Source organism: Enterobacter sp. JH25, assembly GCF_021725435.1.
Lineage (GTDB): Bacteria > Pseudomonadota > Gammaproteobacteria > Enterobacterales > Enterobacteriaceae > Enterobacter > Enterobacter intestinihominis.
Genome location: NZ_CP091319.1, coordinates 4573115 through 4599763, shown reverse-complemented (window position 1 = coordinate 4599763; position 26649 = coordinate 4573115). Strand labels below are relative to the sequence as shown.

The following is a 26649-nucleotide window of genomic DNA, read 5'->3' as shown; positions in this document are numbered from 1 at the left end:
CTGAATCGTAGACTGTCTCTCGTTGAATCGCGAAACGAAAGATTTTGGGAGCAAGTGATGCGCAAAGTTACCGCTGCCGTCATGGCCTCAACGCTGGCCTTCTATGCGTTTAGCCAGGCTGCTGTAGCTATCAACAGCGATAACGGTTCCTCAGTAGAGGGCGCAACGCAGCACAGCAGCCAAAGCCATATGTTTGACGGCATAAGTTTAACCGAACATCAGCGTCAACAGATGCGAGATCTGATGCAGAGGGCACGACACGACCAGCCCCCTGTTAATGTTAGCGAAATGGAGACAATGCATCGCCTTGTCACCGCAGAAAATTTTGACGAAAGCGCTGTACGCGCTCAGGCAGAAAAAATGGCGCAGGAACAGGTTGCCCGCCAGGTAGAAATGGCGAAGGTTCGCAACCAGATGTTCCACCTGCTAACGCCCGAGCAGCAAGCGGTTTTGAATACCAAACATCAGCAACGTATGAACCAGTTGCGTGAGGTTGCACGGATGCAGCGAAGCTCAGATATGACGCTTTTCAGTAGCAATAGCAGTACCCGTAGTAACCAGTAAACCCTGTTTTCCTTGCCATAGACACCATCCCTGTCTTCCCCCACATGATGTGGGGGTTTTTTTTGCCCATCGTTCAGTGTTGTTAACGCTTTATTCATCCTTTCACTCCACCGCCATCCGTTATACTAGCGCCATGGCATGACAGGAGTGTTTATGAATCAATCCTATGGACGGCTGGTAAGCCGGGCCGCAATAGCCGCGACGGTGACGGCGTCGTGTTTGCTGATCATTAAAATTTTCGCGTGGTGGTACACCGGCTCGGTCAGTATTCTGGCGGCGCTGGTGGATTCGCTGGTGGATATTGCCGCCTCGCTGACCAACCTGCTGGTGGTGCGCTACTCGCTGCAACCGGCGGATGAAGAGCATACGTTTGGCCACGGCAAAGCGGAATCGCTGGCCGCGTTGGCACAAAGCATGTTTATTTCGGGCTCTGCGCTTTTCCTGTTTTTGACCGGCATTCAGCATCTTGTTTCGCCGTCACCAATGAACGATCCGGGCGTTGGCGTGGTCGTAACGGTAGTTGCACTTATAAGCACACTTGTTCTTGTAACGTTCCAGCGCTGGGTTGTACGCAAAACACAAAGCCAGGCTGTACGGGCCGATATGCTTCATTATCAGTCTGATGTTATGATGAATGGGGCTATTCTTATTGCGCTCGGTCTGGCCTGGTATGGCTGGCATCGTGCCGATGCGTTGTTTGCGTTAGGGATAGGGATCTATATTTTATACAGCGCGTTGCGGATGGGGTATGACGCGGTACAGTCGCTTCTTGACCGTGCGCTTCCGGATGCAGAACGTGATGAAATTTATGCCATCGTGACCCACTGGCCTGGCGTCAGTGGTGCTCACGATCTTCGTACGCGGCAGTCAGGGCCGACCCGCTTTATTCAGATTCATTTGGAAATGGAAGACAACCTGCCACTGGTTCAGGCGCATATGGTCGCTGAACAGGTGGAGCAGGCGATTTTGCAGCGTTTCCCTGGGTCAGACGTCATTATTCACCAGGATCCGTGCTCTGTCGTCCCCAGAGCGTTTTGAGCTTTCGTAATTCGTTGTAAAAAAGTGAGCCAGACCAGCATTTTGTGGATAAATTACCACCATATGGCCTGACCTGAATCAATTCAGCTGGAAGGGATTGATATACTATTTGCAGTATTCGACGGTTGAACAGTTTCTTCCGGCAGCAGATTTCAATTTTGCATTCCTAAGTTCAGAGGTAGTCATGATTAAGAAAATCGGTGTGTTGACAAGCGGCGGTGATGCGCCGGGCATGAACGCGGCAATCCGTGGGGTTGTCCGTGCAGCGCTGACGGAAGGTCTGGAAGTTTTTGGTATCTATGACGGTTACCTGGGTCTGTATGAAGACCGCATGGTTCAGCTCGACCGCTACAGCGTGTCTGACATGATCAACCGTGGCGGTACTTTCCTCGGTTCCGCGCGCTTCCCGGAATTCCGTGACGAACACATCCGTGAAGTGGCTATCGAAAACATGAAAAAACGGGGTCTGGATGCGCTGGTGGTTATCGGCGGCGACGGCTCGTACATGGGTGCAAAACGTCTGACTGAAATGGGCTTCCCGTGCATCGGCCTGCCTGGCACTATCGACAACGACATCAAAGGCACTGATTACACCATCGGTTACTTCACCGCGCTGGGTACCGTTGTGGAAGCGATTGACCGCCTGCGTGACACCTCTTCCTCTCACCAGCGTATTTCCATTGTTGAAGTGATGGGCCGTTACTGCGGTGACCTGACCCTGGCAGCGGCCATTGCCGGTGGCTGTGAGTTCGTGGTAGTTCCGGAAGTAGAGTTCAGCCGTGAAGATCTGGTCGCAGAGATCAAAGCCGGCATCGCGAAAGGTAAGAAACACGCCATCGTTGCTATCACCGAGCACATCTGTGACGTTGACGAGCTGGCGAAGTACATCGAAACCGAAACCAAACGCGAAACCCGCGCGACCGTTCTGGGTCACATTCAGCGTGGCGGTTCCCCAGGCCCGTACGACCGTATCCTGGCGTCCCGCATGGGTGCGTACGCGATCGAGCTGCTGCTACAGGGCCACGGCGGCCGCTGCGTCGGTATTCAGAACGAGAAACTGGTTCACCATGACATCATCGACGCCATTGAAAACATGAAGCGTCCGTTCAAAGGTGACTGGCTGGACTGCGCGAAAAAACTGTACTGATCGGCTCTGTTGCCCGGTGGCGGCAAGGTAAATGCAAAACGGTAACCCTTGGGTTACCGTTTTTTATGGTTGCTCCCTCTCCCGTGGGAGAGGGTTGGGGTGAGGGCATCAGGCCGCTCATTCACTTTTTTTATTCCTCCACGTTATAGCCAATCTTTTTTTATTCTTTAATCATCGGTTAGCTTTCTGGCACGCTGCATTCATCAAAACACTACACAAGAGAGCCGGGCGATGAATAAATGGGGCGTGGGGTTAACATTATTGCTGGCATCGACCAGCGTTCTGGCAAAGGACATTCAGTTACTGAACGTGTCGTACGATCCGACGCGTGAACTGTACGACCAGTACAACAAAGCTTTTGCGGCGCACTGGAAACAGGAAACCGGCGATAACGTGGTGGTTCGCCAGTCTCACGGCGGTTCAGGTAAGCAGGCGACATCGGTGATCAACGGCATTGAAGCCGATGTGGTTACCCTGGCGCTGGCTTATGACGTGGACGCGATCGCGGAGCGTGGCCGTATCGACAAAAACTGGATCAAGCGCCTGCCGGACAACTCTGCGCCATACACTTCGACCATCGTCTTCCTGGTGCGCAAAGGCAACCCGAAACAGATTAAAGACTGGAACGACCTGATTAAGCCGGGCGTGTCTGTCATCACGCCGAACCCGAAAAGCTCCGGCGGCGCACGCTGGAACTACCTGGCGGCCTGGGGCTACGCCCTGCACCACAACAACGGTGACCAGGCTAAAGCGCAGGAATTCGTGAAAGCGCTGTTTAAAAATGTCGAAGTGCTGGACTCCGGCGCGCGCGGCGCAACTAACACCTTCGTCGAGCGCGGCATCGGCGACGTGCTGATTGCCTGGGAAAACGAAGCCCTACTGGCGACCAACGAGCTGGGTAAAGACAAATTCGAGATCGTGACCCCGAGCGAATCCATCCTGGCTGAGCCGACCGTCTCCGTCGTCGATAAGGTTGTTGATAAGAAGGGCACCAAAGCGGTGGCGGAAGTCTACCTGAAGTACCTCTACTCACCGGAAGGGCAGGAAATTGCGGCGAAAAACTTCTACCGCCCGCGCGATGAGGCCGTCGCGAAGAAATACGAAAATGCCTTCCCGAAACTGAAGCTGTTCACTATCGATGATGTTTTTGGCGGCTGGACCAAAGCGCAAAAAGAGCACTTCTCTAACGGCGGCACCTTCGACCAGATCAGCAAGCGCTAAGCGTTTTACAAAGAACGACACGGTAACCCGGTGTGAGAAATCCACCGGGTTTTTTATTTGGTCATCATTTTGCGTTACTCTTTTGCCTCTATTGAAAACAGGGAACGCGTTGTGAAAAAAATTATCTTACTGATTCTGATCGTTATCGCCCTTGCCGCAGGCGGCGTGTACTGGATGAAAGCGGGTAATCCGAATGCGTTGCGCCATATCGTGCTCGACCAGTGTGTGCCCAACCAGCTGCATAACCGTAACCCGGCACCGTGTGCGCAGGTGATGCCAGATGCGGGCTACGTGGTGTTCAAGGACCGCAACGGACCGCTGCAATACCTGCTGATGCCCACGTACCGTATCAACGGCACCGAAAGCCCGCTGCTGACTGAGCCTCAGACACCGAATTTCTTCTGGCTGGCATGGCAGTCTCGTCATTTTATGAGCATGAAACGGGGAGCCGACGTGCCTGACAGCGCTGTTTCTCTGACCATCAACTCCCCGACCGGGCGCACGCAGAACCATTTTCATATCCACATCTCCTGCCTGCGCCCGGACGTGCGCGAGAAGCTGAACGCGGCGCAGGGGCAAATCAGCACCCAGTGGCTACCGCTTCCGGGCGGGCTGGAAGGGCATGAGTACCTTGCCCGTCGGGTGACGGAGAACGAACTGGTGCAGCGCAGCCCGTTTATGATGCTGGCGGAAGAGCTGCCGGAAGCGCGCGACCATATGGGACGCTTCGCGCTGGCGATGGCGCAGCAGTCGGACGGCTCATTTGTACTGCTGGCGACGGAGCGTAACCTGCTGACCTTTAACCGTGCGTCGGCTGAGGAATTGCAGGATCATCAATGCGATATCCTGAAGTGACCCCACCATAAATAGCGTTTACTCGCCCTGCCTGTCGCCGTAGACTTGCTGAAAAATTCTACAGGAGACAGGTATGTCGCTCTGGTTAACGCATCCTCTGCTGCTTCCCTCGCTGATCGTCGGCGTCACCATCGTGCTGTGGGCGACGTCGCTGTTGCCGGAATTTATCACCGCGCTGCTGTTCTTTACGGCGGCGATGACCGCCAGAATCGCCCCGCCGGAAGTGATCTTTGGCGGCTTCGCCTCGTCTGCCTTCTGGCTGGTGTTCAGCGGCTTTGTGCTGGGCGTGGCGATTCGGAAAACCGGCCTGGCGGACAGGGCCGCCCGGGCGCTGTCGGCAAAGCTTACCGACTCCTGGGTGCTGATGGTGGCAAGCGTTGTGCTGCTGAGCTATGCCCTGGCATTCGTGATGCCGTCGAACATGGGACGTATTGCGCTGCTGATGCCGATTGTCGCCGCGATGGCGAAGCGGGCCGGCATTCCTGATGGCTCGCGGGCCTGGTTTGGCCTGGCGCTGGCGGTCGGGTTTGGCACTTTCCAGCTCTCGGCCACTATTTTGCCCGCTAACGTGCCAAACCTTGTGATGAGCGGCGCGGCGGAAGGCTCATACGGTATCCACCTCAACTATGTCCCGTATCTGCTGCTGCACACGCCGATGCTGGGTATTCTCAAAGGCCTGATTCTGATTGGCCTGATCTGCTGGCTGTTCCCCGGTAGCCCGAAACCAGCGAAGGATCTGACGCCGTCTGAACCGATGGGGCGTGACGAAAAACGACTCGCCTGGCTGCTGGCGGTGGTGTTGACGATGTGGGTAACGGAGAGCTGGCACGGCGTGGGCCCAGCGTGGACAGGGCTGGCGGCCTCGGTCATCGTTATGCTGCCGCGCATCGGATTTATCACCGGCGAGGAGTTCTCGGCGGGGGTGAATATGCGCACCTGTATTTACGTCGCGGGTATACTCGGGCTGGCCATTACGGTGACGCAGACCGGTATCGGTGCGGCCGTAGGCGAGGCGTTGCTCCATATCATGCCGCTGGATGCAGACCGCCCGTTTACCAGCTTCCTGGCGCTGACGGGGATCACCACGGCGCTCAACTTCATTATGACCGCCAACGGCGTTCCGGCGCTGTACACCACGCTGGCGCAGAGCTTCTCCGACGCGACCGGCTTCCCGCTGCTGTCGGTGATCATGATTCAGGTGCTGGGGTATTCCACGCCGCTGCTGCCGTATCAGGCGTCGCCGATTGTGGTGGCGATGGGCTTAGGGAAAGTGCCTGCGAAGGCGGGGATGCTGCTCTGCCTGGCGCTGGCGATTGCGACGTATCTGGTGCTGCTGCCGCTGGATTATTTGTGGTTTAGCGTATTAGGACGTTTGTAGTGGTTTTGTAGGGCGGGTTAGCGAAGCGCCACCCGCCCCAAAGGCAATTACGCCTGCTTAGCCGCTTCTGCCGCTTTAACGATCACCGCGAAAGCGTCTGCTTTCAGGGATGCGCCGCCAACCAGCGCGCCATCGATGTCTGGCTGGGTGAACAGCTCAGCTGCGTTTGATGCGTTAACGGAACCGCCGTACTGGATGATGACCTGCTCAGCCACTTTCGCGTCTGCTTTTGCAATGTGGTCACGGATGAACTTGTGCACCGCCTGTGCCTGCGCTGGAGTTGCAGATTTGCCGGTACCGATCGCCCAGACTGGCTCGTAAGCAATAACCGCTCCTTCGAACGCTGCCGCGCCCTGGGTTTTCAGCACAGCGTCGATCTGACGTGCGCACACTTCTTCGGTTTTACCCGCTTCGTTTTCTGCTTCGGTTTCACCGATGCACAGAACCGGGATCAGACCCTGCTCTTTCAGCACAGCGAATTTCTTCGCGATGAACTCGTCAGATTCTTTGTGGTAGGTGCGACGCTCAGAGTGGCCGATGATGATGTATTTCGCGCCGATGTCTTTCAGCATTTCAGCGGAGGTTTCACCGGTAAACGCGCCAGACAGGTTAACGTCAACGTTCTGCGCGCCCAGAATGATGTGGCTGCCGTCAGCGGCACGTTTAGCCAGATCCAGGTACATATCCGGCGGAGCGATAGCAACCGCGCAGCCGGTCACGCCAGCCAGCTCTTTACGCAGGTTAGCAACCAGTTCGTTTACCATGTGGCGGCTGCCGTTCAGTTTCCAGTTACCCATCACTAAAGGATGTCGCATTTCAATTCTCCACGCTCAATAAGCGAATTAAGGAATATGGCCACCCTTAAGGGCAGCATGGTCTGTGAATCAGTATAGAGATTTTCCCTCGAAAGGCTTTGCTTTTTGTCATTAATTCGCCCCCTCGAGTGCGTCTGATAGGGCCAGCTTAATCGGTTCAACCGCGAAGGTCAGCCCCTTTTCGCCGTTATCTGCGACGACATAGCGAACGGCACCTTCCGTATCGGCGTAATAGCGTTTGTTTTTCCCGGCGGTAAGCAGTTTTTGCAGCTTTTGCTGGCTTTGCGCTTTCGTGAAGGTGGGGGTAAAGGCGCGCAGAATAGCGCTCATATACTCCAGCGCTTTCGCTTTCGCCGCTTTCTGCTCTGGGCCCTGAATCGGCAGCCAGGTGATCTGCATGCTTTTGATTTTTAACGTTCCGCGCTCAAGGGCAGTGGAAGCATATAGATTCTCGTTAATTTTGCTGGCAGCGCGGGTCAGGGTTGGCGTATCGCGGGCACCGTCAATCGCACGGAACTCCCCCAGCGCAAGCGAGGGGTTTTCTTTATTGAAGGCTTCGCGGAACTGGCTGATAGATTGATCGAAAGAGGGGGCGCCCGCCAGAAGGTAGGGGGCGGTGACCGGGGAAGCCGGTTCCGCGGCGTGCAGAGAAAAACTGGCGCTCAGCATCGCTAAACACAAATAAAGAGAGTGTGCCGAACTTTTCATCAACATTGCCCCTGGCCGTTATTGCCCATGATTAAAACGATATCTGGTCGGCTTGTCAAAAGGTCACAACTCCAGGGTAAAATGCGGGCTAAACAATAATAAGGAACCTTACATGACCATACAGCAGTGGTTGTTTTCATTCAAAGGGCGTATTGGACGCCGTGACTTCTGGATCTGGATGGCAGCGTGGGTTGTCGCCATGCTGCTTCTGTTTTTTGTTGCCTATAACGCCTGGCTGAGCACGCAAACTGCGGCTTTTGCGCTGGTCTGTTTACTGTGGCCAACCGCCGCCGTGGTGGTGAAACGTCTGCACGATCGCGGTCGCTCCGGCGCTTGGGCTTTTTTGATTATTCTGGCGTGGATGCTGGTGGCGGGGAACTGGTCAATGCTGCCCTCCATCCTCCCGTGGGTGGTGGGCAGACTGCTGCCGACGGTTATCTTTGTGATGATGGTTGTCGAACTGGGTGCGTTTATTGGCACCCAGAGCGAGAACAAATACGGAAAAGATACCCTTGAGGTGAAGTACCGCTGATCACCAGTAGTGTTCGGCGGTCATATGGCCCGGTCGGCGGCGAAGGTGTTTCGTCATCTGCCGGGTATCCTTCAGCAGTTGCTGCGTATCGCGCACCATTTGCGGGTTACCGCACAGCATCACGTGGCTGGTTTCGGTATTCATCGGTAAACCCACCGCCTCTTCCAGCGCGCCGCTTTCAATCAACGCCGGAACGCGGCCGGTTAACGAGCCAGCTGCGGTTTCGCGGCTGACCACCGTCTGAATTTTTAACTTCCCGCCATATCGCTGTTCCAGCGCCTGCATCTGCGGCAAATAGCTCAGGTCTGCGGCGTAGCGCGCGGCGTGAACCAGCACGATATTCTTAAAGCGCTCCAGATCTTTGCCGTACTCCAGGATAGAGAGATACGGGCCGATGGCCGTGCCGGTCGCCAGCATCCAGAGCGTGTCACAGTCGGGGATTTCATCCAGCACGAAGAACCCCGCCGCGTCGGAGACAATCTGCACCTCATCGCCCGGTTTCAGCGCGGCGAGGCGCGGGCTGAGCTTACCGTCCGGGACGGTGACCAGATAGAACTCGAGATCCGGGTTATCAGGCGCGTTAACGTAAGAGTAGGCGCGCTGTACGCGTTCACCGTCGATATCCAGCCCGAGCTTGGCAAACTGCCCGGCGGTAAACGGATGAACGGGAGCGTGCAGCGTGAGGCTAAATAGCGCATCGGTCCAGAACTGTACCTTTGTGACTTTACCTGTTACCCAGTCCGCCATGATCTTCTCCTGTGCTGTTTCTCTCTTCTATCTTCCGTACTTGTGGGAAACATTTCCAGCCCATTCGGGCCGGAAAGCTCTATCGATCAAACGGTTTTACAGAATGTACGTCTGTACGTCCGGGTCTTTGCGGTCGAGATAATGAATGGACTGAATGCGGCGAATGGTGCGGGATTTGCCGCGGATCAGCAGGGTTTCAGTGGTGGCCATGTTTCCCTTGCGGGTGATGCCATCCAGCAGATCGCCTTTGGTGATGCCGGTTGCGGAGAAGACCACGTTATCGCTGCGAGCCATCTCGTTCAGCGCGAGCACTTTATAGGCCTCGATGCCCATCGCCGCACAGCGCGCCAGTTCGTCTTCACCAATGCGAAGGTTCTCGTCGCTGTCGCCTTTGACCTCATGGCGTGGCAGCAGACGCGCCTGCATATCGCCGTCCAGCGCGCGGATCACTGCCGCAGAGACCACACCTTCCGGCGCGCCGCCGATGCCGTAAAGCACGTCGACCTCGCTGTCCGGCATGCAGGTCAGAATAGAGGCGGCAACGTCGCCATCAGGAATGGCAAATACGCGCACGCCGAGTGCTTGCAGATAAGCGATGGTGGCGTCGTGGCGCGGTTTCGCCAGGATGGTCACGGTGAGTTCGTTGAGCGGTTTACCCAGCGCCGCTGCGATATTGCGCAGGTTGGCATCCAGCGGCAGGCTAAGGTCGATAGCGCCTTTAGCACCAGGACCGACAATCAGCTTTTCCATGTACATATCTGGCGCGTTGAGGAAGCAGCCCTTATCGCCCACCGCCAGCACCGCCAGCGCGTTGGCCTGGCCCATCGCCGTCATGCGCGTGCCTTCGATCGGGTCGACCGCGATATCCACCGCATCGCCTTTGCCCGTCCCGACTTTTTCACCGATGTAGAGCATCGGGGCTTCGTCGATTTCGCCTTCGCCAATGACGATAGTGCCATCGATATTGACCTGATTAAGCACAATGCGCATGGCGTGGACGGCTGCGCCGTCTGCGGTATTTTTGTCGCCACGGCCCAGCCACTTGTAGCCTGCGAGGGCGGCAGCTTCGGTGACGCGGGAAAACTCGATAGCAAGTTCACGTTTCATGAGGTACTCGTACAATCAAAAGGAATTGCACGAAGTTTATCACAGAGTGGGGAGGGGGAGGGGTGGTGCGGTCTGAGCCCCTCCCCCCGGCCCTCTCCCCAAAGGGGAGAGGGTTAGGGTGAGGGGTGAGTCTGTCTTACTCGTCGTGCTCTTCCCATGCCAGGGCTCGTTTCACCGCTTTCTTCCAGCCGCTGTAGCGGTAGTTGCGCTCGGTGGTTTCGATGCCTGGACGGAATTCGCGTTCGATCACCGCTTTTTCCTGAAGCTCGTCGAGGTTTTGCCAGAAGCCAACCGCCAGACCTGCCAGATACGCCGCGCCCAGCGCCGTCACTTCTCGCACCTCAGGACGTTCAACGCGGGTACCCAGAATGTCGGACTGGAACTGCATCAGGAAGTTGTTTGCTACCGCACCGCCGTCCACGCGCAGGGCGTGCAGACGAATGCCGGAGTCCGCCTGCATCGCTTCCAGCACGTCGCGCGTCTGGTAGGCGATAGATTCCAGGGTCGCACGAATAATGTGGTTTGAGTTCACACCGCGCGTCAGGCCGAAAATCGCGCCGCGGGCGTACGGATCCCAGTACGGTGCGCCCAGACCGGTAAACGCTGGCACCACGTATACGCCGTTGGTGTCTTTCACTTTGGTCGCGAAGTATTCGGAGTCAAACGCATCGCTGATCAGCTTCATCTCGTCGCGCAGCCACTGAATGGAGGCGCCCGCCATGAATACCGCCCCTTCCAGGGCATAGTTCACTTCACCGCGTGGGCCGCATGCGATGGTGGTCAGCAGACCGTTTTCTGATTTCACCGCTTTCTCGCCGGTGTTCATGAGCATAAAGCAGCCGGTGCCGTAAGTGTTCTTCGCCATCCCTTCCTTGACGCACAGCTGGCCGAACAGCGCCGCCTGCTGGTCACCGGCAATACCGGCGATAGGAATACGGGTGCCGCCTTTACCGCCGATGTTGGTCTGGCCGTAAACTTCTGAAGATTTGCGCACGTCTGGCAGCATCGCACGCGGAATGTCCAGCGCGTCCAGCATCTTGTCATCCCACTCCAGGGTGTTGATGTTGAACAGCATGGTGCGCGAGGCGTTGGTGTAGTCGGTGACGTGAACGCGTCCCTGAGTCATCTTCCAGATAAGCCAGGTATCGACGGTGCCAAACAGCAGCTCGCCGCGTCGTGCACGCTCGCGTGAACCTTCCACGTGGTCGAGGATCCACTTCACTTTGGTGCCGGAGAAATACGGGTCAATGACCAGACCGGTTGTACTGCGCACGTACTCTTCCATTCCGTCGCGCTTCAGTTTTTCGCAGATCTCTGAGGTGCGGCGGCACTGCCAGACAATGGCGTTGTAGATGGGCTTACCGGTTTCGCGCTCCCAGACAACGGTGGTTTCACGCTGGTTGGTGATACCGATAGCGGCAATCTCGTCAGAACTGATGTCGGCTTTCGCCAGCACTTCCACCAGCGTGGAGCTTTGTGACGCCCAGATCTCCATCGGGTCGTGTTCAACCCAGCCTGGACGCGGATAGATTTGCTCAAATTCGCGTTGAGACACGCTGACAATGTTCGCGTCATGATCCATTACGACAGCGCGGGAGCTGGTAGTGCCCTGGTCGAGCGCAACGATATATTTTTTTTCGGTCATGGTATGTGTCCCGTAGTCAGATTACAGCGAAGCTTTTTGTTGTGTGGTGGAAGTCGACTCTTTTTCCTCTTCCACACAGGTGTCGCACGGTAAGTGGCGACCAATTAATTTGCGATAGCCGAATGCGCCCAGCGCCGCCCCTACGATTGGCCCGAACAGCGGAACCAGGAAGTAAGGAATGTCTTTGCCGCCGGTAAAGGCGACATCGCCCCATCCTGCAAAGAAGGCGAAGGTTTTTGGACCCAGGTCACGCGCCGGATTCATCGCAAAGCCGGTCAGCGGACCCATTGATGCGCCAATTACCGCAATCAGAAGGCCAATCAAAAGTGGTGCCAGCGGGCCGCGCGGAATGCCGTTTCCGTCGTCGCCCAGCGCCATAATGACGCCCATCAGAATAGCGGTAATCACCATTTCAACTGCGAACGCCTGCACAAAATTAATATGCGGATTCGGATACGTTGAGAAAATGCCTGCCAGATCCAGACTTTCGACACTGCCACGCACCATATGATGCGTCTGTTCGAAGTCGGTGAAAAGATTGTAATAAAGCCCGTAAACTAACGCCGCTGCGCAAAAGGCGCCGGCAAATTGTGAAATGATGAAAGGGACAACTTTGCGTCCGTCAAAGCACGCGAATAGCCACAACGCGATGGTCACCGCCGGGTTAAGATGTGCGCCGGAAACCCCTGCGGTCAGGTAGATGGCCATCGCCACGCCCAAACCCCAGATAATACTGATTTCCCACTGACCAAAACTGGCACCTGCCACTTTCAGTGCAGCGACACAGCCTACTCCGAAGAATATCAACAACCCGGTACCCAGGAACTCGGCAATGCACTGGCCTTTTAAGGTTGATGTCTGACTCATAATCGGAATCCTGCAAAAGAGTAATGTTTATTGTTTGCGTGACCGCCCGTGACAGCCACGATGCCCTGTAGACATAGTGTTAATTTATCGTTAACGAGCACAAACGAGAAATATCGAAATCAAAATGTGTGGTCTGTGTCAATAAAATGAGCGTTTTCGCGCCATAAAGCGCGTTTTTGCATCAACGGTATAATGTGAGCTGAATCATTTCATTAACTAAAGAGTTAACAATTTAGGGGTATATGCCGCGAACGCACCAGGACCAGACCTAAAAGTGTTGCAAACCGCGATCTGCGCGGTGTGTCGCTGGACACAGAGCGCCGCGCTCCATACAATCGACGGTATATGTCGTGCGCGTTTACGTTAAAGCGTCGCCTTGCAATTCAGGAGAGGTAGCATCATGTCTTTAGAAGTGTTTGAGAAACTGGAATCGAAAGTACAGCAGGCGATCGACACCATCACCCTGCTGCAGATGGAAATTGAAGAGCTGAAAGAGAAAAACAACTCCCTGTCCCAGGAAGTTCAGAATGCTCAGCACAGCCGTGAAGAACTGGAGCGCGAAAACAACCAGCTGCGCGAACAGCAGAACGGCTGGCAGGATCGCCTGCAGGCACTGCTGGGACGTATGGAAGAAGTTTAATTCCGGTGGGGTTAACTGATTAGGCCGGGTAAGGCGAAGCCGCCACCCGGCTTTTTTATGGTTATTGCTCACGGATTTCAACCATAAAAAAGGCCGCCAGAGGCGGCCTTAACGCTACTTGTCCTGCGCTGTCGTAGCAAAAGCAACAAACCCAACAGGTTCATCGCTCTTTACAACGAGTACGCTGGCGACAATGAACGCGATACATAAATAGCGTTTCATTATGCGGTCCCTGCTGCTTACCGCTCCACCGTTCACCACCGGTGATAAGTCGGTGGACACAAGCCCGGTTAAAGGTTGCTTTACGGTTGTGAATACACCTTTCCCTGGACCGGCGCCCATTTGCGAGATGGCGGAAAGGGACACAGCATCATAATGAGCAACACCTGCGGAGTTAAGGTTCCCACACATAATTAGGAATTCATAAAGGGTCGACAGGGGTTACCTGAGGAATGAATCAGGGTAAGATAAAAATCCTGGTTAAAGGTTGCAATATCACCCAACGGACCGCGAATCCCGAGGGACAAAAAAACCGCCACATTGCTGTTGGCGGTTTTTTTATGCATCTCGCTTACCGATTAACTACTCAATATCCAGCGCATCCTCAGAAAGGATAATGCCGGTATTGTCAGCATAAAGGTGGTCGCCCGAGAAGAAGGTCACGCCGCCGAAATTGACGCGCACGTCGCTTTCGCCGATGCCGTCGCCCGCTGCGCCTACCGGTATGGCCGCGATGGCCTGAATCCCGATATCCATGTCTTCGAGATCGTCCACCTGACGCACGGAACCGTACACCACAATGCCTTCCCACTCGTTCTGGACGGCAATTCCCGCCAGTTCAGCATCAATCAATGCACGGCGCACGGAACCGCCGCCGTCGACCACCAGAACGCGGCCACGGCCGTTCTCTTCGAGCAGATCGTACAGCAACCCGTTGTCCTCGAAACATTTCACCGTGATGATTTGTCCGCCAAACGACGACCGTCCACCAAAGTTGGAGAACAGGGGTTCAACGACGTTGACATCTTCCTGGTAGATGTCACAAAGCTCGGAGGTATCGTATTTCATAGGTTTAACGCTCTGTTGCTGCGAATGTGTTCAGTATATCGTGCGAAATGCCTTGTTGGCAAAATCATCAATTGTTAATTGATATTTGTCAGCTAACTCAGCGTCTGGCTTAAGACAATCCCGATGACGAACAGCAGGTTAGTCAGCAACGCGCCTTTTACCGTGCGCTCCAGCATCGGCGGCATGGCAGCCGGGCTGAGTTCACGTATGACATAGCGGGCCTGCTTGACCAGCAGCGGTGCGGCGAGCACAAACAGCCAGCCCCACAGGCTGTGCAGAGAGATCAGATTGAACAGCGCCAGGCAGACCAGCGCGCCGATGAGCAGGCAGGCGTGATAGCGGCGGGCATTCACCGGGCCCAGACGCACGGCCAGCGTGTTCTTACCGTTCTCACGGTCGCTGTCGATGTCGCGCAGGTTATTGATATTCAGCACCGCCGTCGCCAGCAGACCGCAGGCGGTCGCGGGCAGGAACAGGGCGGGGATCACCGTATGCGCCTGCAAGTACCAGCTTCCCATGACGCTCAGCCAGCCGAAGAACACCAGTACGGAGATGTCGCCCAGACCAATATACCCGTAAGGACGCGTCCCAACGGTATAGGTAATTGCTGCAATAATGGCGAGCAAGCCCAGCACCAGGAAGCCAATGAAATCGCTGGTGGTTTTCGAGGCGACCGTCACCAGCGCCAGGCCGGACAGGCAAATCAACACCACGGTGATAATCAGCGCCCGCTTCATCTGTGCCTGGGTAATCACCCCTTTTTGCATCCCGCGCAGCGGCCCGATACGATCAGGTTTATCGCTGCCTTTTACCGCATCGCCGTAATCATTGGCGAGATTAGAGAGGATTTGCAGTAGCCCGGCGGTGACAAGCGCCAGACCAGCCACCAGGGGATCGAAATGCCCCTGCCACCAGGCAAGTGCGGTACCGACGATAATGGCGGCAAAAGCCAGAGGAAGCGTTTTTGGACGCAGACTTTCGAGCCACGCCTGCGTACGGCTGATATCAGTCATAGTTATTTAGCCAATAAAAATGGGGGCCATAGCCCCCATCAACAGTGATGAAAATGCATTGAACGCGATTATAGAATAAAACGGCTCAGATCTTCATCTGCCACTAACGCATCCAGGTGTTTGCCCACATACTCTGCGTCAATGGTAATGGTTTGACCGTTAAGGTCGCTCGCATCGTAAGAGATATCTTCCACCAGGCGTTCCAGCACGGTGTGCAGACGACGCGCACCGATGTTTTCGGTGGTTTCGTTGACCTGCCATGCGGCCTGAGCGATGCGTTTGATCCCATCGTCGGTGAACTCGATATTCACGCCTTCGGTCGCCATCAGCGCTTTGTACTGTACGGTCACAGAAGCGTTTGGCTCAGTCAGGATACGTTCGAAATCTTCAGTGGTCAGCGCCTGCAGCTCAACGCGGATTGGCAGACGACCCTGCAGTTCCGGAATGAGATCGGATGGGCTGGCAACCTGAAACGCACCTGACGCGATAAACAGAATGTGGTCAGTTTTCACCATGCCGTGCTTGGTAGAGACGGTGCAACCTTCCACCAGCGGCAGCAGGTCGCGCTGAACGCCTTCGCGGGAAACATCCGGGCCGGAGCTGTTGCCGCCGCGCTTACAGATTTTGTCGATTTCGTCGATAAACACGATACCGTGCTGCTCAACCGCGTCGATAGCGTCCTGTTTCAGCTCTTCCGGGTTAACCAGCTTCGCTGCTTCTTCTTCAATCAGCAGCTTCATCGCGTCTTTGATTTTCAGCTTACGCGCTTTCTGCTTCTGCCCGCCCAGGTTCTGGAACATGGACTGCAACTGGCTGGTCATCTCTTCCATGCCCGGAGGGGCCATGATTTCCACGCCCATTGGCGCGGCAGCGAGATCGATCTCAATCTCTTTGTCGTCCAGCTCGCCTTCACGCAGTTTTTTGCGGAATGCCTGACGCGCAGCAGAAGGTTCAGGCTGCTGTTCAGCCTGTCCCCAGTTATTTTTTGCCGGTGGGATCAGCACGTCGAGAATACGCTCTTCGGCCATCTCTTCGGCGCGATAGCGGTTTTTCTCAATCGCCTGGACACGCACCATCTTAATCGCTGAATCGGTCAGGTCGCGGATGATGGAGTCCACTTCTTTACCCACATAGCCCACTTCGGTGAACTTGGTGGCTTCAACTTTGATGAACGGCGCGTTAGCCAGTTTGGCCAGACGACGGGCGATTTCGGTTTTACCCACCCCGGTCGGGCCGATCATCAGAATATTTTTTGGTGTCACTTCGTGGCGAAGCTCTTCGTCGAGCTGCATGCGACGCCAGCGGTTACGTAGTGCGATAGCCACGGAGCGCTTGGCGTTGTCCTGGCCGATAATGTGTTTGTTCAGTTCGCTGACAATTTCGCGTGGGGTCATTTCAGACATGGGCGATCCTTACGCTTTGGAGGTCAATTCTTCGATGGTGTGATTGTGGTTGGTATAGATGCAGATATCACCTGCAATATCCAACGCTTTCACCGCGATATCGCGCGCGTTCATGTCGGTATTTTCCAACAGCGCACGGGCTGCGGCCTGGGCGTACGGGCCGCCAGAGCCGATGGCAATCAGGTCGTTTTCAGGCTGAACCACGTCGCCGTTACCGGTGATGATCAGCGAGGCGTTTTCGTCAGCCACGGCCAGCAGCGCTTCGAGCTTGCGCAGCATGCGGTCGGTACGCCAGTCTTTTGCCAGCTCAACGGCGGCTTTCACCAGATGACCCTGATGCATTTCCAGTTTGCGTTCAAACAGTTCAAACAGCGTGAAGGCATCAGCCGTGCCGCCTGCGAAACCGGCGATCACTTTGTCGTTATAAAGACGACGTACTTTCTTCACGTTGCCTTTCATGACGGTATTACCCAGCGTGGCCTGGCCATCACCGGCAATTACCACCTGGCCGTTACGGCGTACACTTACTATTGTTGTCACGAGCAGACCCCCTGGTTACAGATTCGGGAAACAGAAGCCCTGAGCCTGTGCTCAGGGCTGAATTAAATGATAGATGGGGGGGATTTTGGGGGTTTCAACCCCCGGAGGCGAGTCGAATGCAGTTTGTGTGGCCAGCCACTTTCAAACGGGAAATGGTGCCGTCTGCGTTTTCTTTGCCTTTGACCGGTCCAATCACCACGCGATTCCAGCCGTTATTGGTGGTAATGCGTGAGTCAAATCCTTCAAATGCCAGCTGAGCTCGCACCGTTTCTGCCTGCTCAGCGCCTTTAAACGAACCGCACTGAACCATCCAGCGGCGTTCATCTTTTTTCTCAGCCGTCTGCTTTGGTGCCTCGGTCTCTTTAGTGACCGGCGCAGCCTGCTGCGTTTTTGGCTGTTGCGCAGTGGTATGTGCAGGCGTCTGCAACAGATCCTGATACGGCTGTGCTGTTTGCTTCTGCGGCTGGGCTTTCGGCTGCTGCTGAACAGGCTGCGTTTGTACAGTACGCGTCTGCTGCTGCGGTTGTGTACGCGGCTGTTGTACCGGCTGCGTCTGCGTCCACTGCTGCTGTTGCGTTTGCTGCTGTGCCTGACGCTGGCGCTGCAACGTTTGCTGACGCTGCGCCGGGGTTTGTTCGTTCCACGGTACTTCGTTCAACTGTGTAGGCTGCTGGCGCATGTCCGCCTGCATCTGAGCGAGCAACTGGCGCTGTTCGTCCGTCAGCTGATCGGCATTCTTCACTTCACCCCCGGCAGAAGGCTCGGTAGGCGCACGTACGCCAGGCTGGCGGCTTTCCAGCTCTTTAATGTAGCGCCAGCGCTCTTCAGGCTTCGGAGGAAGGCCGTTGCCGACGACCTTGTTACCCTGAAGGGCTTCAGACTCTTCTTTTTTATGATGCGTAATGAAGTAGAGGCCGCCAATAAAGGCCACCAGCACAGCCGCAGCAATGGCGACCATGGCTGGGGAGACAGCAGACAGGCTACGTTGCTTGCTTTTTGAACTACTCTTTTTGCGTCGCGAAGGTGCCGGCTGGCCGCGACGTACATAATCTCGTTGTGCCACTATCGTTTCGCTGTATTTATTCGTTCGTCAGCCCGCCATGTTACTTAAGCGACGGGGCTTTGACCAGATAAGGGTGTCGAAAGGTATTTACTTTAAGTTAATGCCTGGGTAGAGCCGCGCACAATCAGCTCACAATCCAGTAGTCGTGACCCACTGCTAACTGTTTGACCGTGCAGCTGATCCAGCAAAAGCAGCATCGCTTCCCGGCCAATGTCATACCGCGGCTGCGAAACAGTCGAAAGCGGCGGATCGCAAAACTCCGAAAGCGAAATATTATCAAAACCGATTATCGACAGGTCCTTCGGCACGCGCAGGCCGTGACGTTTGGCGTAGGATAACGCCCCCAGCGCCATCACGTCGCTGTGGCAGAAGACCGCGGTAGGCGGTTCTGGTAAGGCAAGCAATTTTTCCAGCGCCTGCCCGCCCGCTTCAAAGGTGAAATCACCGCGCGCAATGTAGTGCGGATCGACAACAGCCCCGGTACGGCGAAGCGCCTGAACGTAGCCCTGCAACCGGTAATGACACAGCGGCATCTCTTCTGGTCCGGCAATACAACCGATACGCTTATGCCCCAGCTCCTGAAGATAGTTCACGGCGTTGAACGCGGCGGTGAGGTTATCGATATGAACGGTCGGCAGCTCCAGCTCCGGCGCGAATTCGTTCGCCATGACCATTGGCGGTAAATTGCGCTGTTCTTCAATGCTGGCATCAAACGGCAGGCGTGAGCCAAGCAGCAGCATGCCATCAATCTGCTTGGTGATGATCAGGTCGATGAACGTTTTTTCCTGCTGGTTCTGGTGGGCACAATCACCAATCAGCACCAGATAGCCCTGGGCGGCGGCCGTGACCTCAATGCCGCGGATGATTTCGCTGAAGAAGGGATCGCAGATGTCCGGCACGATCACCAGGATGGTGCGGGATTCGTTGCGTTTAACGTTGCGCCCCATGGCTTGCGGGAAATAACCGACCTCAAGCGCCGCCTTTTCAACCCGGTTTCGGGTCGCCTGGGAGACTTTGTCAGGGTTCATCAATGCGCGGGACACGGTTGCTGTTGAGACTTGTGCTTTCTCGGCAACGTCTTTCATGGTCGCCGAGGCAACCTCTTTCCTGGACTTCAACGTCTTCTCCTCGCCTGAACACCGAACTGCGGACCGCACCATTTTTACAGATAGTTAATGGAATCGGTTACAGAATTTTCATAAAAAGTGTGAGGCGCATTAAATTTTTCGATCCGTCTTCAGCCTTCAATCGGATCGACGTCCAGAACCCACTTCACTTTTCGCGCTTCCGGCAGGGTATTAATCAGCGCCAGCGTGCCGCTGACGATCTGCTGTAAACGGATACGCGAAGGGTGCTGAAGTAAGAGTTGCCAGCGGAAACGGCCGCCGCGTTTCGGGGCGAGCGCTGGTACCGGGCCTAAAATCCACAGCTGATTATCCACCAGTGGGCTGGCCTGCAGGAGATTTCTCAGCTGTTGCAGGAATAGCGGCGCCTGCTGGTTGTTATGATCTTCCGCACGGATGATGACGTGGCTGGTCCACGGAGGAAGCTGCATCGTCTGACGTTCGGCCAGCGCCTGGTCCGCGAAGGCGTCATAGCCTTTGTGCAGCAGCGTTTGCAGCAGCGGGTGCTCAGGATGGTGCGTTTGCAGCACTACTTCGCCCTGCTTACCCGCTCGACCGGCGCGACCAGCAACCTGGGTATAAAGCTGTGCGAAACGCTCGGCGGAGCGAAAATCCGCGGAGAACAGCGCGCCGTCGACGTCCAGCAGGGCGACCAGCGTCACGTCCGGGAAGTGATGCCCTTTCGCCAGCATTTGAGTGCCAATCAGGATGCGCGCGCCGCCGCGATGCACTTCCGCCAGCTGCTGCTCCAGTGCCCCTTTGCGGCTGGTGGTATCCCTGTCGATACGCGAAATGGGCACATCAGGGAAGAACGGCGCCAGCGCCTGTTCGAGCTGCTCCGTCCCCAGACCCACCGGCACGATGTGCGTTGAGCCGCAGGACGGGCACTGACGGGGTACCGGACGCTGGCTGTCGCAGTGGTGGCAGCGTAAATGGCGCTGAGCCTGGTGGAAGGTGTAGTAGTGATCGCAGCGCGGGCACTCGGCAATCCAGCCGCAGTCGTGGCACAGCAACGCAGGCGCGAAGCCGCGGCGGTTCAGAAACAGGATCACCTGGTTGCCCGCCTGCAAATGTTGGCGCATGCGGCTAATCAGCGCAGGCGCTAACCCGGCCTGCACCTGCTGGCCTTTCAGATCCAGCACATGCTGAATGGCCGGACGGGCATTCCCCGCGCGGCGCGTCAGGCGCAGCATGTGGTATTTACGCTGGCGAACGTTGTGCAGCGTTTCAAGCGCGGGGGTGGCGGACCCCAGAATAATGGGGATTTGCTCGCTGTGGGCGCGGTACACGGCTAAGTCGCGGGCGTGATAGCGCCAGCCTTCCTGCTGTTTATAGGAGCTGTCATGCTCTTCATCGATCACGATAACGCCGAGATTTTTAAACGGCGTAAAGAGTGAGGAACGGGTGCCAATCACAATCGCCGCTTCGCCGTTTTTCGCTTTCAGCCAGGCGCTGAGGCGCTCGCTGTCGTTCAGGCCGGAGTGCAGAACCTCAACGGGCGCATTAAAGCGTTCACGGAAACGGGCGATGGTTTGCGGCGTCAGGCCGATTTCCGGCACCATTACCAGCGCCTGTTTGCCCTGTGCGAGCACGTTTTCCAGTACGCTCAGATACACTTCGGTTTTACCGGAGCCGGTGACGCCCGCCAGCAGCCAGGCGGAGAAACGATCGGCGGCGCTGTGAATCGCGCCCACGGCGGTGGCCTGCTCGGTATTCAGACGCAGGCGATCGCCCGAGACGGAAAAGCCGTCGCGCCAGTCGTGAAGGGCAGGTGCTTCGCTGGCCAGCTCGCTCAGCCCTTTCTTCCTTAATGCCTGCAACGCGGTTTCGCTCACCTCGAGCTCGTCGACCTGATGGCGCCAGATTTTCCCCTGGCGTAGCGCGGCCAACGCCTGCTGTTGTTTTTGCGAGCGCTTCAGGCTGTTAATGTCGACCGCCTGACCCTGCTCGGTGGCAAACCAGTACCACATTGGCGCATGGCTGGCGCGCTTACCCTGACGCAGCATAATCGGCAGGGCGTGGAACAATACGTCGCCAATAGGATGGTGATAATAATCTGCCGCCCACAACAGCAGTCGCCAGGTGCTTTGAGAGTAAACAGGTTCATCGTCCAGCACTTCAACGATCGATTTCAGCTCGGTAAGCGGCAGCTCGCTTTTATCGCTGATGGAGACGACGATCCCCACGCGCTGCTGTTTACCGAACGGCACGGTCACGCGACAGCCCGCTTTGGCGCTCATGCTGTCGGGCAGCAGGTAGTCAAAGGTGCGGGGAAGCGGAACGGGCAGGGCAACGTGAGCGACGGGCATCGAATCTTCCTGACTTGAAAAGTGGCGCGTTAGTATACACATTAGTGAAAGCGGCGTGCGGATCAGTTTGCATACGTTGGTTAAATTCTGTATGATTCGCCGCCTTTGGTGTACTTTACGCCAAAGAACTTACATTCAACATCGCGTGGTGTCTGGCGTTAGGGCTGGAAGAGCGACGCGGCCTTAACTGAGGTTCTCCCATGAAAAAAGATATTCACCCGAAATACGAAATGATTACTGCAAACTGCTCTTGCGGTAACTCTATCCAGATCCGCTCTACCGTGGGTCACGATCTGAACCTGGACGTGTGCGGCAAATGCCACCCGTTCTACACTGGTAAGCAGCGTGATGTTGCAACCGGTGGCCGTGTTGACCGCTTCAACAAGCGTTTCAGCATCCCGGGCGCTAAATAAGTTTCCCGAAAAAAAGGCACCGCAAGGTGCCTTTTTTGTATCCGCTTATCAGTATTCCCACGTATCCGGGTCGATACCCAGTTCACGCATGATCACCTTCGCCTCTTCTGGAATTTCGTCACTGCGCTCTTTGCGCAGATCGTCATCGTTCGGCAACGGTTGGCCGGTAAACGCATGCAGGAACGCTTCGCACAGCAGTTCGCTGTTAGTGGCGTGACGCAGGTTGTTCACCTGACGACGCGTACGTTCATCGGTGAGGATCTTCAACACCTTCAGAGGAATGGACACCGTGATTTTCTTGACTTGCTCACTCTTCTTACCGTGCTCAGCGTATGGGCTGATATATTCGCCGCTCCATTCAGCCATGAGATACCTTTAATCCTCTCAGTCATTAATCTAAAGGTGCAAAACCGGTAACCATCAGTTTTGAACCGTAATCTTGCGTAGTTTACCGTAGAGACGATACCGAGGCACGGATATTGCCGCTGTAGCGTGTCCTAAAGCATATAATTTTAACGGCTATTTGCGCATTGCTCAATCTATACGCAAAGAAGTTTAGATGTCCAGATGTATTGACGTCCATACTTTCAATGTTTACTCTGGTGCCTGACTTTTCACCTCATTCGCCAGGAAGCCTCACCATGACGCGTAAACAGGCCACCATCGCAGTGCGTAGCGGATTGAATGATGACGAGCAGTACGGCTGCGTTGTCCCGCCAATTCATCTCTCCAGCACCTATAATTTCACCGGATTTAATGAACCTCGCGCGCATGACTACTCGCGTCGCGGCAATCCTACGCGTGACGTCACCCAGCGCGCGCTGGCGGAACTGGAAGGCGGCGCAGGTGCGGTATTAACCAATACCGGCATGTCTGCCATTCATCTGGTGACCACGGTGTTCCTGAAACCTGGCGATCTGCTGGTGGCGCCGCACGACTGCTACGGCGGCAGCTATCGTCTGTTTGATAGCCTGGCGAAACGTGGCTGCTACCGCGTGTTGTTTGTCGATCAAAACGACGAACAGGCGCTGAAACAGGCGTTAGCCGAACAGCCAAAGCTGGTTCTGGTGGAAAGTCCAAGCAATCCATTGTTGCGCGTAGTCGATATTGCGAAAATTTGTCAGCTCGCAAGGGATGCGGGAGCGATAAGTGTAGTGGATAATACGTTCCTCAGTCCGGCCCTTCAGAACCCACTGGCACTGGGTGCCGATCTGGTGTTGCATTCATGCACGAAATATCTGAACGGCCATTCTGACGTGGTAGCGGGTGTGGTGATTGCCAAAGATCCTGATGTTGTCACTGAACTGGCATGGTGGGCCAATAACATTGGCGTCACCGCGGGCGCGTTCGACAGCTATTTGCTGCTGCGTGGTATCCGCACCCTGTCACCGCGTATGGACGTGGCGCAGCGTAATGCCCAGGCGATCGTGGATTTCCTGAAAACCCAGCCGCTGGTGAAGAAGCTTTATCACCCGTCGCTGCCGGAAAACCAGGGGCACGAGATTGCCGCGCGCCAACAGAAAGGATTTGGCGCGATGTTAAGTTTTGAACTGGACGGTGACGAGCAAACGCTGCGTCGCTTCCTGAGCGGGTTGTCATTGTTTACGCTGGCGGAATCCTTAGGGGGAGTTGAAAGCTTGATCTCCCACGCCGCAACCATGACGCACGCAGGTATGGCACCCGAAGCACGTGCCGCCGCCGGGATTTCCGAGACGCTGCTGCGTATCTCGACCGGTATTGAAGATTCTGAAGATTTAATTGCCGATCTGGAAAATGGCTTCCGGGTCGCAGCCAAGGGGTAATCATGAGTGTGATAGCGCAGGCAGGGGCGAAGGGTCGTCAGCTGCACAAGTTTGGTGGTAGTAGTCTTGCTGATGTGAAATGTTATCTGCGTGTCGCAGGGATCATGACCGAGTATTCACAGCCGGGGGACATGATGGTTGTCTCTGCGGCGGGCAGCACCACCAACCAGCTGATTAGCTGGCTGAAACTGAGCCAGACCGATCGCCTCTCTGCGCATCAGGTGCAACAGTCCTTACGTCGTTACCAGAGTGAACTGATTGCCGGTTTGCTGCCTGCGGACGTGGCGGACGGACTGATAAGCGCCTTTACTCACGACCTTGAGCGTCTGGCAGCTCTGCTGGACAGCGGCATTACCGATGCGGTGTATGCGGAAGTGGTTGGCCATGGTGAAGTGTGGTCTGCGCGCCTGATGGCCGCCGTGCTGCAACATCTTGGCGTGGAAGCCGCCTGGCTCGACGCGCGTGATTTCCTGCGTGCCGAACGCGCCGCACAGCCGCAGGTAGACGAAGGGTTGTCCTACCCGCTGCTGCAACAGCTGCTGGTGCAACATCCGGGTAAACGTATTGTAGTGACCGGCTTTATCAGTCGCAGCAACGCAGGTGAAACCGTACTGCTGGGCCGTAACGGCTCTGACTACTCGGCAACGCAGATTGGCGCCCTGGCGGGCGTGTCCCGCGTCACCATCTGGAGCGACGTGGCCGGTGTCTACAGCGCGGACCCGCGCAAAGTAAAAGATGCCTGCCTGCTGCCGCTGCTGCGTCTCGACGAAGCGAGCGAGCTGGCGCGTCTGGCGGCACCAGTGTTGCACGCGCGCACGCTACAGCCGGTTTCCGGCAGCGACATCGACCTGCAACTACGCTGTAGCTACACGCCGGATCAGGGTTCCACTCGCATCGAGCGCGTGCTGGCATCCGGTACGGGCGCGCGCATTGTCACCAGCCACGATGACATCTGCCTGATTGAGTTCCAGGTGCCTGCGGGCCAGGATTTCAAACTGGCGCACAAAGATATCGACACCATCCTGAAACGTGCCCAGGTGCGTCCGCTGGCCGTTGGCGTGCATAACGATCGCCAGCTGTTGCAGTTCTGCTATACCGCTGAAGTGGTGGACAGCGCCCTGAAGATTCTGGATGAAGCGGGACTGCCGGGCGAGCTTCGCCTGCGTCAGGGACTGGCGCTGGTGGCAATGGTGGGCGCGGGCGTCACCCGTAATCCGCTGCACTGCCACCGCTTCTGGCAGCAGCTGAAAGGGCAGCCGGTGGAGTTCACCTGGCAGTCGGAAGAGGGCATCAGCCTGGTTGCTGTTCTGCGCAAGGGGCCAACCGAAAGCCTGATTCAGGGCCTGCACACCTCCCTGTTCCGCGCGGAAAAACGCATCGGCCTGGTACTGTTCGGGAAAGGGAATATCGGTTCCCGCTGGCTGGAGCTGTTCGCCCGCGAGCAGGTAACGCTTTCGGCGCGTACCGGGTTTGAATTTATTCTGGCTGGGGTGGTGGACAGCCGCCGCAGCCTGCTGAACTACGAAGGGCTGGACGCCAGCCGGGCGCTGGCCTTCTTTAACGATGAAGCGGTTGAGCAGGACGAAGAGTCGCTGTTCCTGTGGATGCGCGCGCACCCGTACGACGATCTGGTGGTGCTGGACGTTACCGCCAGCGAACAGCTGGCCGATCAGTATCTGGATTTCGCCAGCCACGGTTTCCACGTCATCAGCGCCAACAAACTGGCGGGCGCGAGCAGCACTGATAAATACCGTCAGATCCATGACGCATTCGAAAAAACGGGCCGTCACTGGCTGTATAACGCCACCGTTGGCGCGGGCCTGCCGGTGAACCATACCGTGCGCGACCTGATTGAAAGCGGCGACAGCATTCTGGCGCTGAGCGGGATCTTCTCCGGCACGCTCTCCTGGCTGTTTTTGCAGTTTGACGGCACCGTTCCGTTCACCGACCTGGTGGATCAGGCGTGGCAGCAGGGCTTAACCGAGCCGGATCCGCGCGTTGACCTTGCCGGTAAAGACGTGATGCGCAAGTTGGTGATCCTGGCGCGTGAAGCGGGCTACGACATTGAGCCGGGTCAGGTACGCGTTGAGTCTCTGGTGCCTGCGGGCTGCGAGGAAGGATCTGTCGATCACTTCTTTGAGAACGGCGACGAGCTGAACGAGCAGATGGTGCAACGTCTCGAAGCGGCAAACGAGATGGGCCTGGTGCTGCGTTACGTGGCGCGCTTCGAGGCGAACGGTAAAGCGCGCGTGGGCGTGGAGGCGGTACGTCCTGAACATCCGCTGGCGGCGCTGCTGCCGTGCGATAACGTCTTCGCCATCGAAAGCCGCTGGTACCGCGATAACCCGCTGGTGATCCGTGGCCCGGGTGCGGGGCGCGATGTGACCGCCGGAGCCATTCAGTCCGACATTAATCGCCTGGCTAAGCTACTGTAACCCCTCACCCTAACCCTCTCCCCTTAGGGGAGAGGGGACTGCTCGGTGCGGTCTTTCCCCCCTCGCCCCTTTGGGGAGAGGGCTGGGGTGAGGGGCCTTCTCACCCCCCATCATGAACGCCCTTCATCTTCCCTGAACAAACCTCACCGTTAATGTTGATTATTTCTGTTGACGTCATCCCGCTTTTCCGTCATTTTTACATCTGGACGTCTAAA

The 26649-nt window shown here is 56.3% G+C and carries 25 protein-coding genes; 11 read left to right on the top strand and 14 right to left on the bottom strand.

Translation table 11 applies throughout. From position 1 onward, the window contains the following. The first annotated feature begins 57 nt into the window (after positions 1-57). The 6 genes from cpxP to L2Y28_RS22030 all read left to right on the top strand — a co-directional run bounded on the left by cpxP (position 58) and on the right by L2Y28_RS22030 (position 6203). Positions 58-564: a cell-envelope stress modulator CpxP gene (gene cpxP / locus L2Y28_RS22055; protein ID WP_022649810.1), complete on the top strand. Its 507-nt coding sequence runs from the start codon at positions 58-60 to the stop codon at positions 562-564. A gap of 153 nt (positions 565-717) precedes the next feature. Then, positions 718-1602: a CDF family cation-efflux transporter FieF gene (gene fieF, locus L2Y28_RS22050; RefSeq protein WP_022649809.1), complete on the top strand. Its 885-nt coding sequence runs from the start codon at positions 718-720 to the stop codon at positions 1600-1602. Positions 1603-1786: 184 nt separating this feature from the next. After that, a complete protein-coding gene (pfkA, locus tag L2Y28_RS22045) occupies positions 1787-2749 on the top strand; it encodes a 6-phosphofructokinase (RefSeq protein ID WP_003862009.1) in 963 nt (320 codons plus the stop codon). A gap of 231 nt (positions 2750-2980) precedes the next feature. After that, positions 2981-3970 carry a sulfate ABC transporter substrate-binding protein gene (locus tag L2Y28_RS22040; RefSeq protein ID WP_022649808.1) on the top strand — a complete coding sequence of 330 codons (990 nt, stop codon included), beginning with the start codon at positions 2981-2983 and terminating at the stop codon, positions 3968-3970. Between the two features lie 111 nt (positions 3971-4081). Next, positions 4082-4825 (top strand): CDP-diacylglycerol diphosphatase, encoded by a 744-nt coding sequence (locus tag L2Y28_RS22035; protein ID WP_022649807.1) that lies wholly within the window; start codon positions 4082-4084, stop codon positions 4823-4825. A gap of 73 nt (positions 4826-4898) precedes the next feature. Beyond that, the gene (locus tag L2Y28_RS22030) at positions 4899-6203 is read left to right on the top strand and encodes an SLC13 family permease (protein ID WP_022649806.1); all 1305 of its coding nucleotides are present in this window, start codon (positions 4899-4901) and stop codon (positions 6201-6203) included. A 47-nt stretch (positions 6204-6250) separates the two neighbouring features. Here L2Y28_RS22030 and tpiA read toward each other — a convergent pair whose 3' ends face one another. After that, positions 6251-7018 (bottom strand): triose-phosphate isomerase, encoded by a 768-nt coding sequence (tpiA, locus tag L2Y28_RS22025; protein WP_003862019.1) that lies wholly within the window; start codon positions 7016-7018, stop codon positions 6251-6253. Between the two features lie 111 nt (positions 7019-7129). Beyond that, positions 7130-7726, bottom strand: a complete 597-nt coding sequence (locus tag L2Y28_RS22020) for a DUF1454 family protein (RefSeq protein WP_022649805.1) — start codon at positions 7724-7726, stop codon at positions 7130-7132. A gap of 112 nt (positions 7727-7838) precedes the next feature. On the opposite strand from L2Y28_RS22020, the gene L2Y28_RS22015 reads away from it, so the two are divergent. Further along, a complete protein-coding gene (locus L2Y28_RS22015) occupies positions 7839-8258 on the top strand; it encodes a DUF805 domain-containing protein (protein ID WP_022649804.1) in 420 nt (139 codons plus the stop codon). Here L2Y28_RS22015 and fpr read toward each other — a convergent pair whose 3' ends face one another. From fpr to L2Y28_RS21995, 4 genes are all read right to left on the bottom strand, one after another. Further along, positions 8259-9005 (bottom strand): ferredoxin--NADP(+) reductase, encoded by a 747-nt coding sequence (gene fpr / locus L2Y28_RS22010; protein ID WP_022649803.1) that lies wholly within the window; start codon positions 9003-9005, stop codon positions 8259-8261. It abuts the gene before it with no gap. 96 nt (positions 9006-9101) lie between these two features. Continuing rightward, a complete protein-coding gene (gene glpX, locus L2Y28_RS22005) occupies positions 9102-10112 on the bottom strand; it encodes a class II fructose-bisphosphatase (RefSeq protein ID WP_022649802.1) in 1011 nt (336 codons plus the stop codon). Positions 10113-10248: 136 nt separating this feature from the next. Beyond that, the gene (gene glpK, locus L2Y28_RS22000; protein ID WP_022649801.1) at positions 10249-11757 is read right to left on the bottom strand and encodes a glycerol kinase GlpK; all 1509 of its coding nucleotides are present in this window, start codon (positions 11755-11757) and stop codon (positions 10249-10251) included. Positions 11758-11778: 21 nt separating this feature from the next. Next, positions 11779-12624: an MIP/aquaporin family protein gene (locus L2Y28_RS21995; protein ID WP_022649800.1), complete on the bottom strand. Its 846-nt coding sequence runs from the start codon at positions 12622-12624 to the stop codon at positions 11779-11781. A gap of 400 nt (positions 12625-13024) precedes the next feature. Here L2Y28_RS21995 and zapB point away from each other — a divergent pair, with 400 nt between their 5' ends. Then, positions 13025-13264 carry a septal ring assembly protein ZapB gene (zapB, locus tag L2Y28_RS21990; protein WP_022649799.1) on the top strand — a complete coding sequence of 80 codons (240 nt, stop codon included), beginning with the start codon at positions 13025-13027 and terminating at the stop codon, positions 13262-13264. A 582-nt stretch (positions 13265-13846) separates the two neighbouring features. On the opposite strand, the gene rraA is transcribed toward zapB, so the two are convergent. From rraA to priA, 7 genes are all read right to left on the bottom strand, one after another. Further along, the gene (gene rraA / locus L2Y28_RS21985; protein ID WP_022649798.1) at positions 13847-14332 is read right to left on the bottom strand and encodes a ribonuclease E activity regulator RraA; all 486 of its coding nucleotides are present in this window, start codon (positions 14330-14332) and stop codon (positions 13847-13849) included. 92 nt (positions 14333-14424) lie between these two features. Further along, on the bottom strand, positions 14425-15351 hold the full coding sequence (gene menA / locus L2Y28_RS21980) for a 1,4-dihydroxy-2-naphthoate polyprenyltransferase (RefSeq protein WP_087878459.1): 927 nt from the start codon (positions 15349-15351) through the stop codon (positions 14425-14427). Between the two features lie 62 nt (positions 15352-15413). Next, positions 15414-16748 (bottom strand): HslU--HslV peptidase ATPase subunit, encoded by a 1335-nt coding sequence (hslU, locus tag L2Y28_RS21975; protein WP_022649796.1) that lies wholly within the window; start codon positions 16746-16748, stop codon positions 15414-15416. 9 nt (positions 16749-16757) lie between these two features. Then, the gene (gene hslV, locus L2Y28_RS21970) at positions 16758-17288 is read right to left on the bottom strand and encodes an ATP-dependent protease subunit HslV (protein WP_022649795.1); all 531 of its coding nucleotides are present in this window, start codon (positions 17286-17288) and stop codon (positions 16758-16760) included. A 94-nt stretch (positions 17289-17382) separates the two neighbouring features. Continuing rightward, complete coding sequence (gene ftsN, locus L2Y28_RS21965; RefSeq protein WP_017383099.1) at positions 17383-18351, bottom strand: cell division protein FtsN; 969 nt, start codon at positions 18349-18351, stop codon at positions 17383-17385. A 92-nt stretch (positions 18352-18443) separates the two neighbouring features. Next, positions 18444-19469, bottom strand: coding sequence for a DNA-binding transcriptional regulator CytR (gene cytR, locus L2Y28_RS21960; protein WP_022649794.1), 1026 nt, complete (start codon positions 19467-19469; stop codon positions 18444-18446). Between the two features lie 119 nt (positions 19470-19588). Further along, positions 19589-21784 carry a primosomal protein N' gene (priA, locus tag L2Y28_RS21955; RefSeq protein WP_022649793.1) on the bottom strand — a complete coding sequence of 732 codons (2196 nt, stop codon included), beginning with the start codon at positions 21782-21784 and terminating at the stop codon, positions 19589-19591. A gap of 200 nt (positions 21785-21984) precedes the next feature. Between priA and rpmE the strand changes: the two genes are divergently transcribed. Then, the gene (gene rpmE, locus L2Y28_RS21950; protein ID WP_003862040.1) at positions 21985-22197 is read left to right on the top strand and encodes a 50S ribosomal protein L31; all 213 of its coding nucleotides are present in this window, start codon (positions 21985-21987) and stop codon (positions 22195-22197) included. A gap of 48 nt (positions 22198-22245) precedes the next feature. Here rpmE and metJ read toward each other — a convergent pair whose 3' ends face one another. Next, positions 22246-22563 (bottom strand): met regulon transcriptional regulator MetJ, encoded by a 318-nt coding sequence (metJ, locus tag L2Y28_RS21945; RefSeq protein ID WP_006179183.1) that lies wholly within the window; start codon positions 22561-22563, stop codon positions 22246-22248. 275 nt (positions 22564-22838) lie between these two features. On the opposite strand from metJ, the gene metB reads away from it, so the two are divergent. Together metB and L2Y28_RS21935 are read left to right on the top strand one after the other, a co-directional pair. Then, a complete protein-coding gene (gene metB, locus L2Y28_RS21940) occupies positions 22839-23999 on the top strand; it encodes a cystathionine gamma-synthase (protein ID WP_017383102.1) in 1161 nt (386 codons plus the stop codon). Positions 24000-24001: 2 nt separating this feature from the next. After that, positions 24002-26434 carry a bifunctional aspartate kinase/homoserine dehydrogenase II gene (locus L2Y28_RS21935; protein ID WP_003862044.1) on the top strand — a complete coding sequence of 811 codons (2433 nt, stop codon included), beginning with the start codon at positions 24002-24004 and terminating at the stop codon, positions 26432-26434. The last annotated feature ends 215 nt before the right edge of the window (positions 26435-26649 follow it).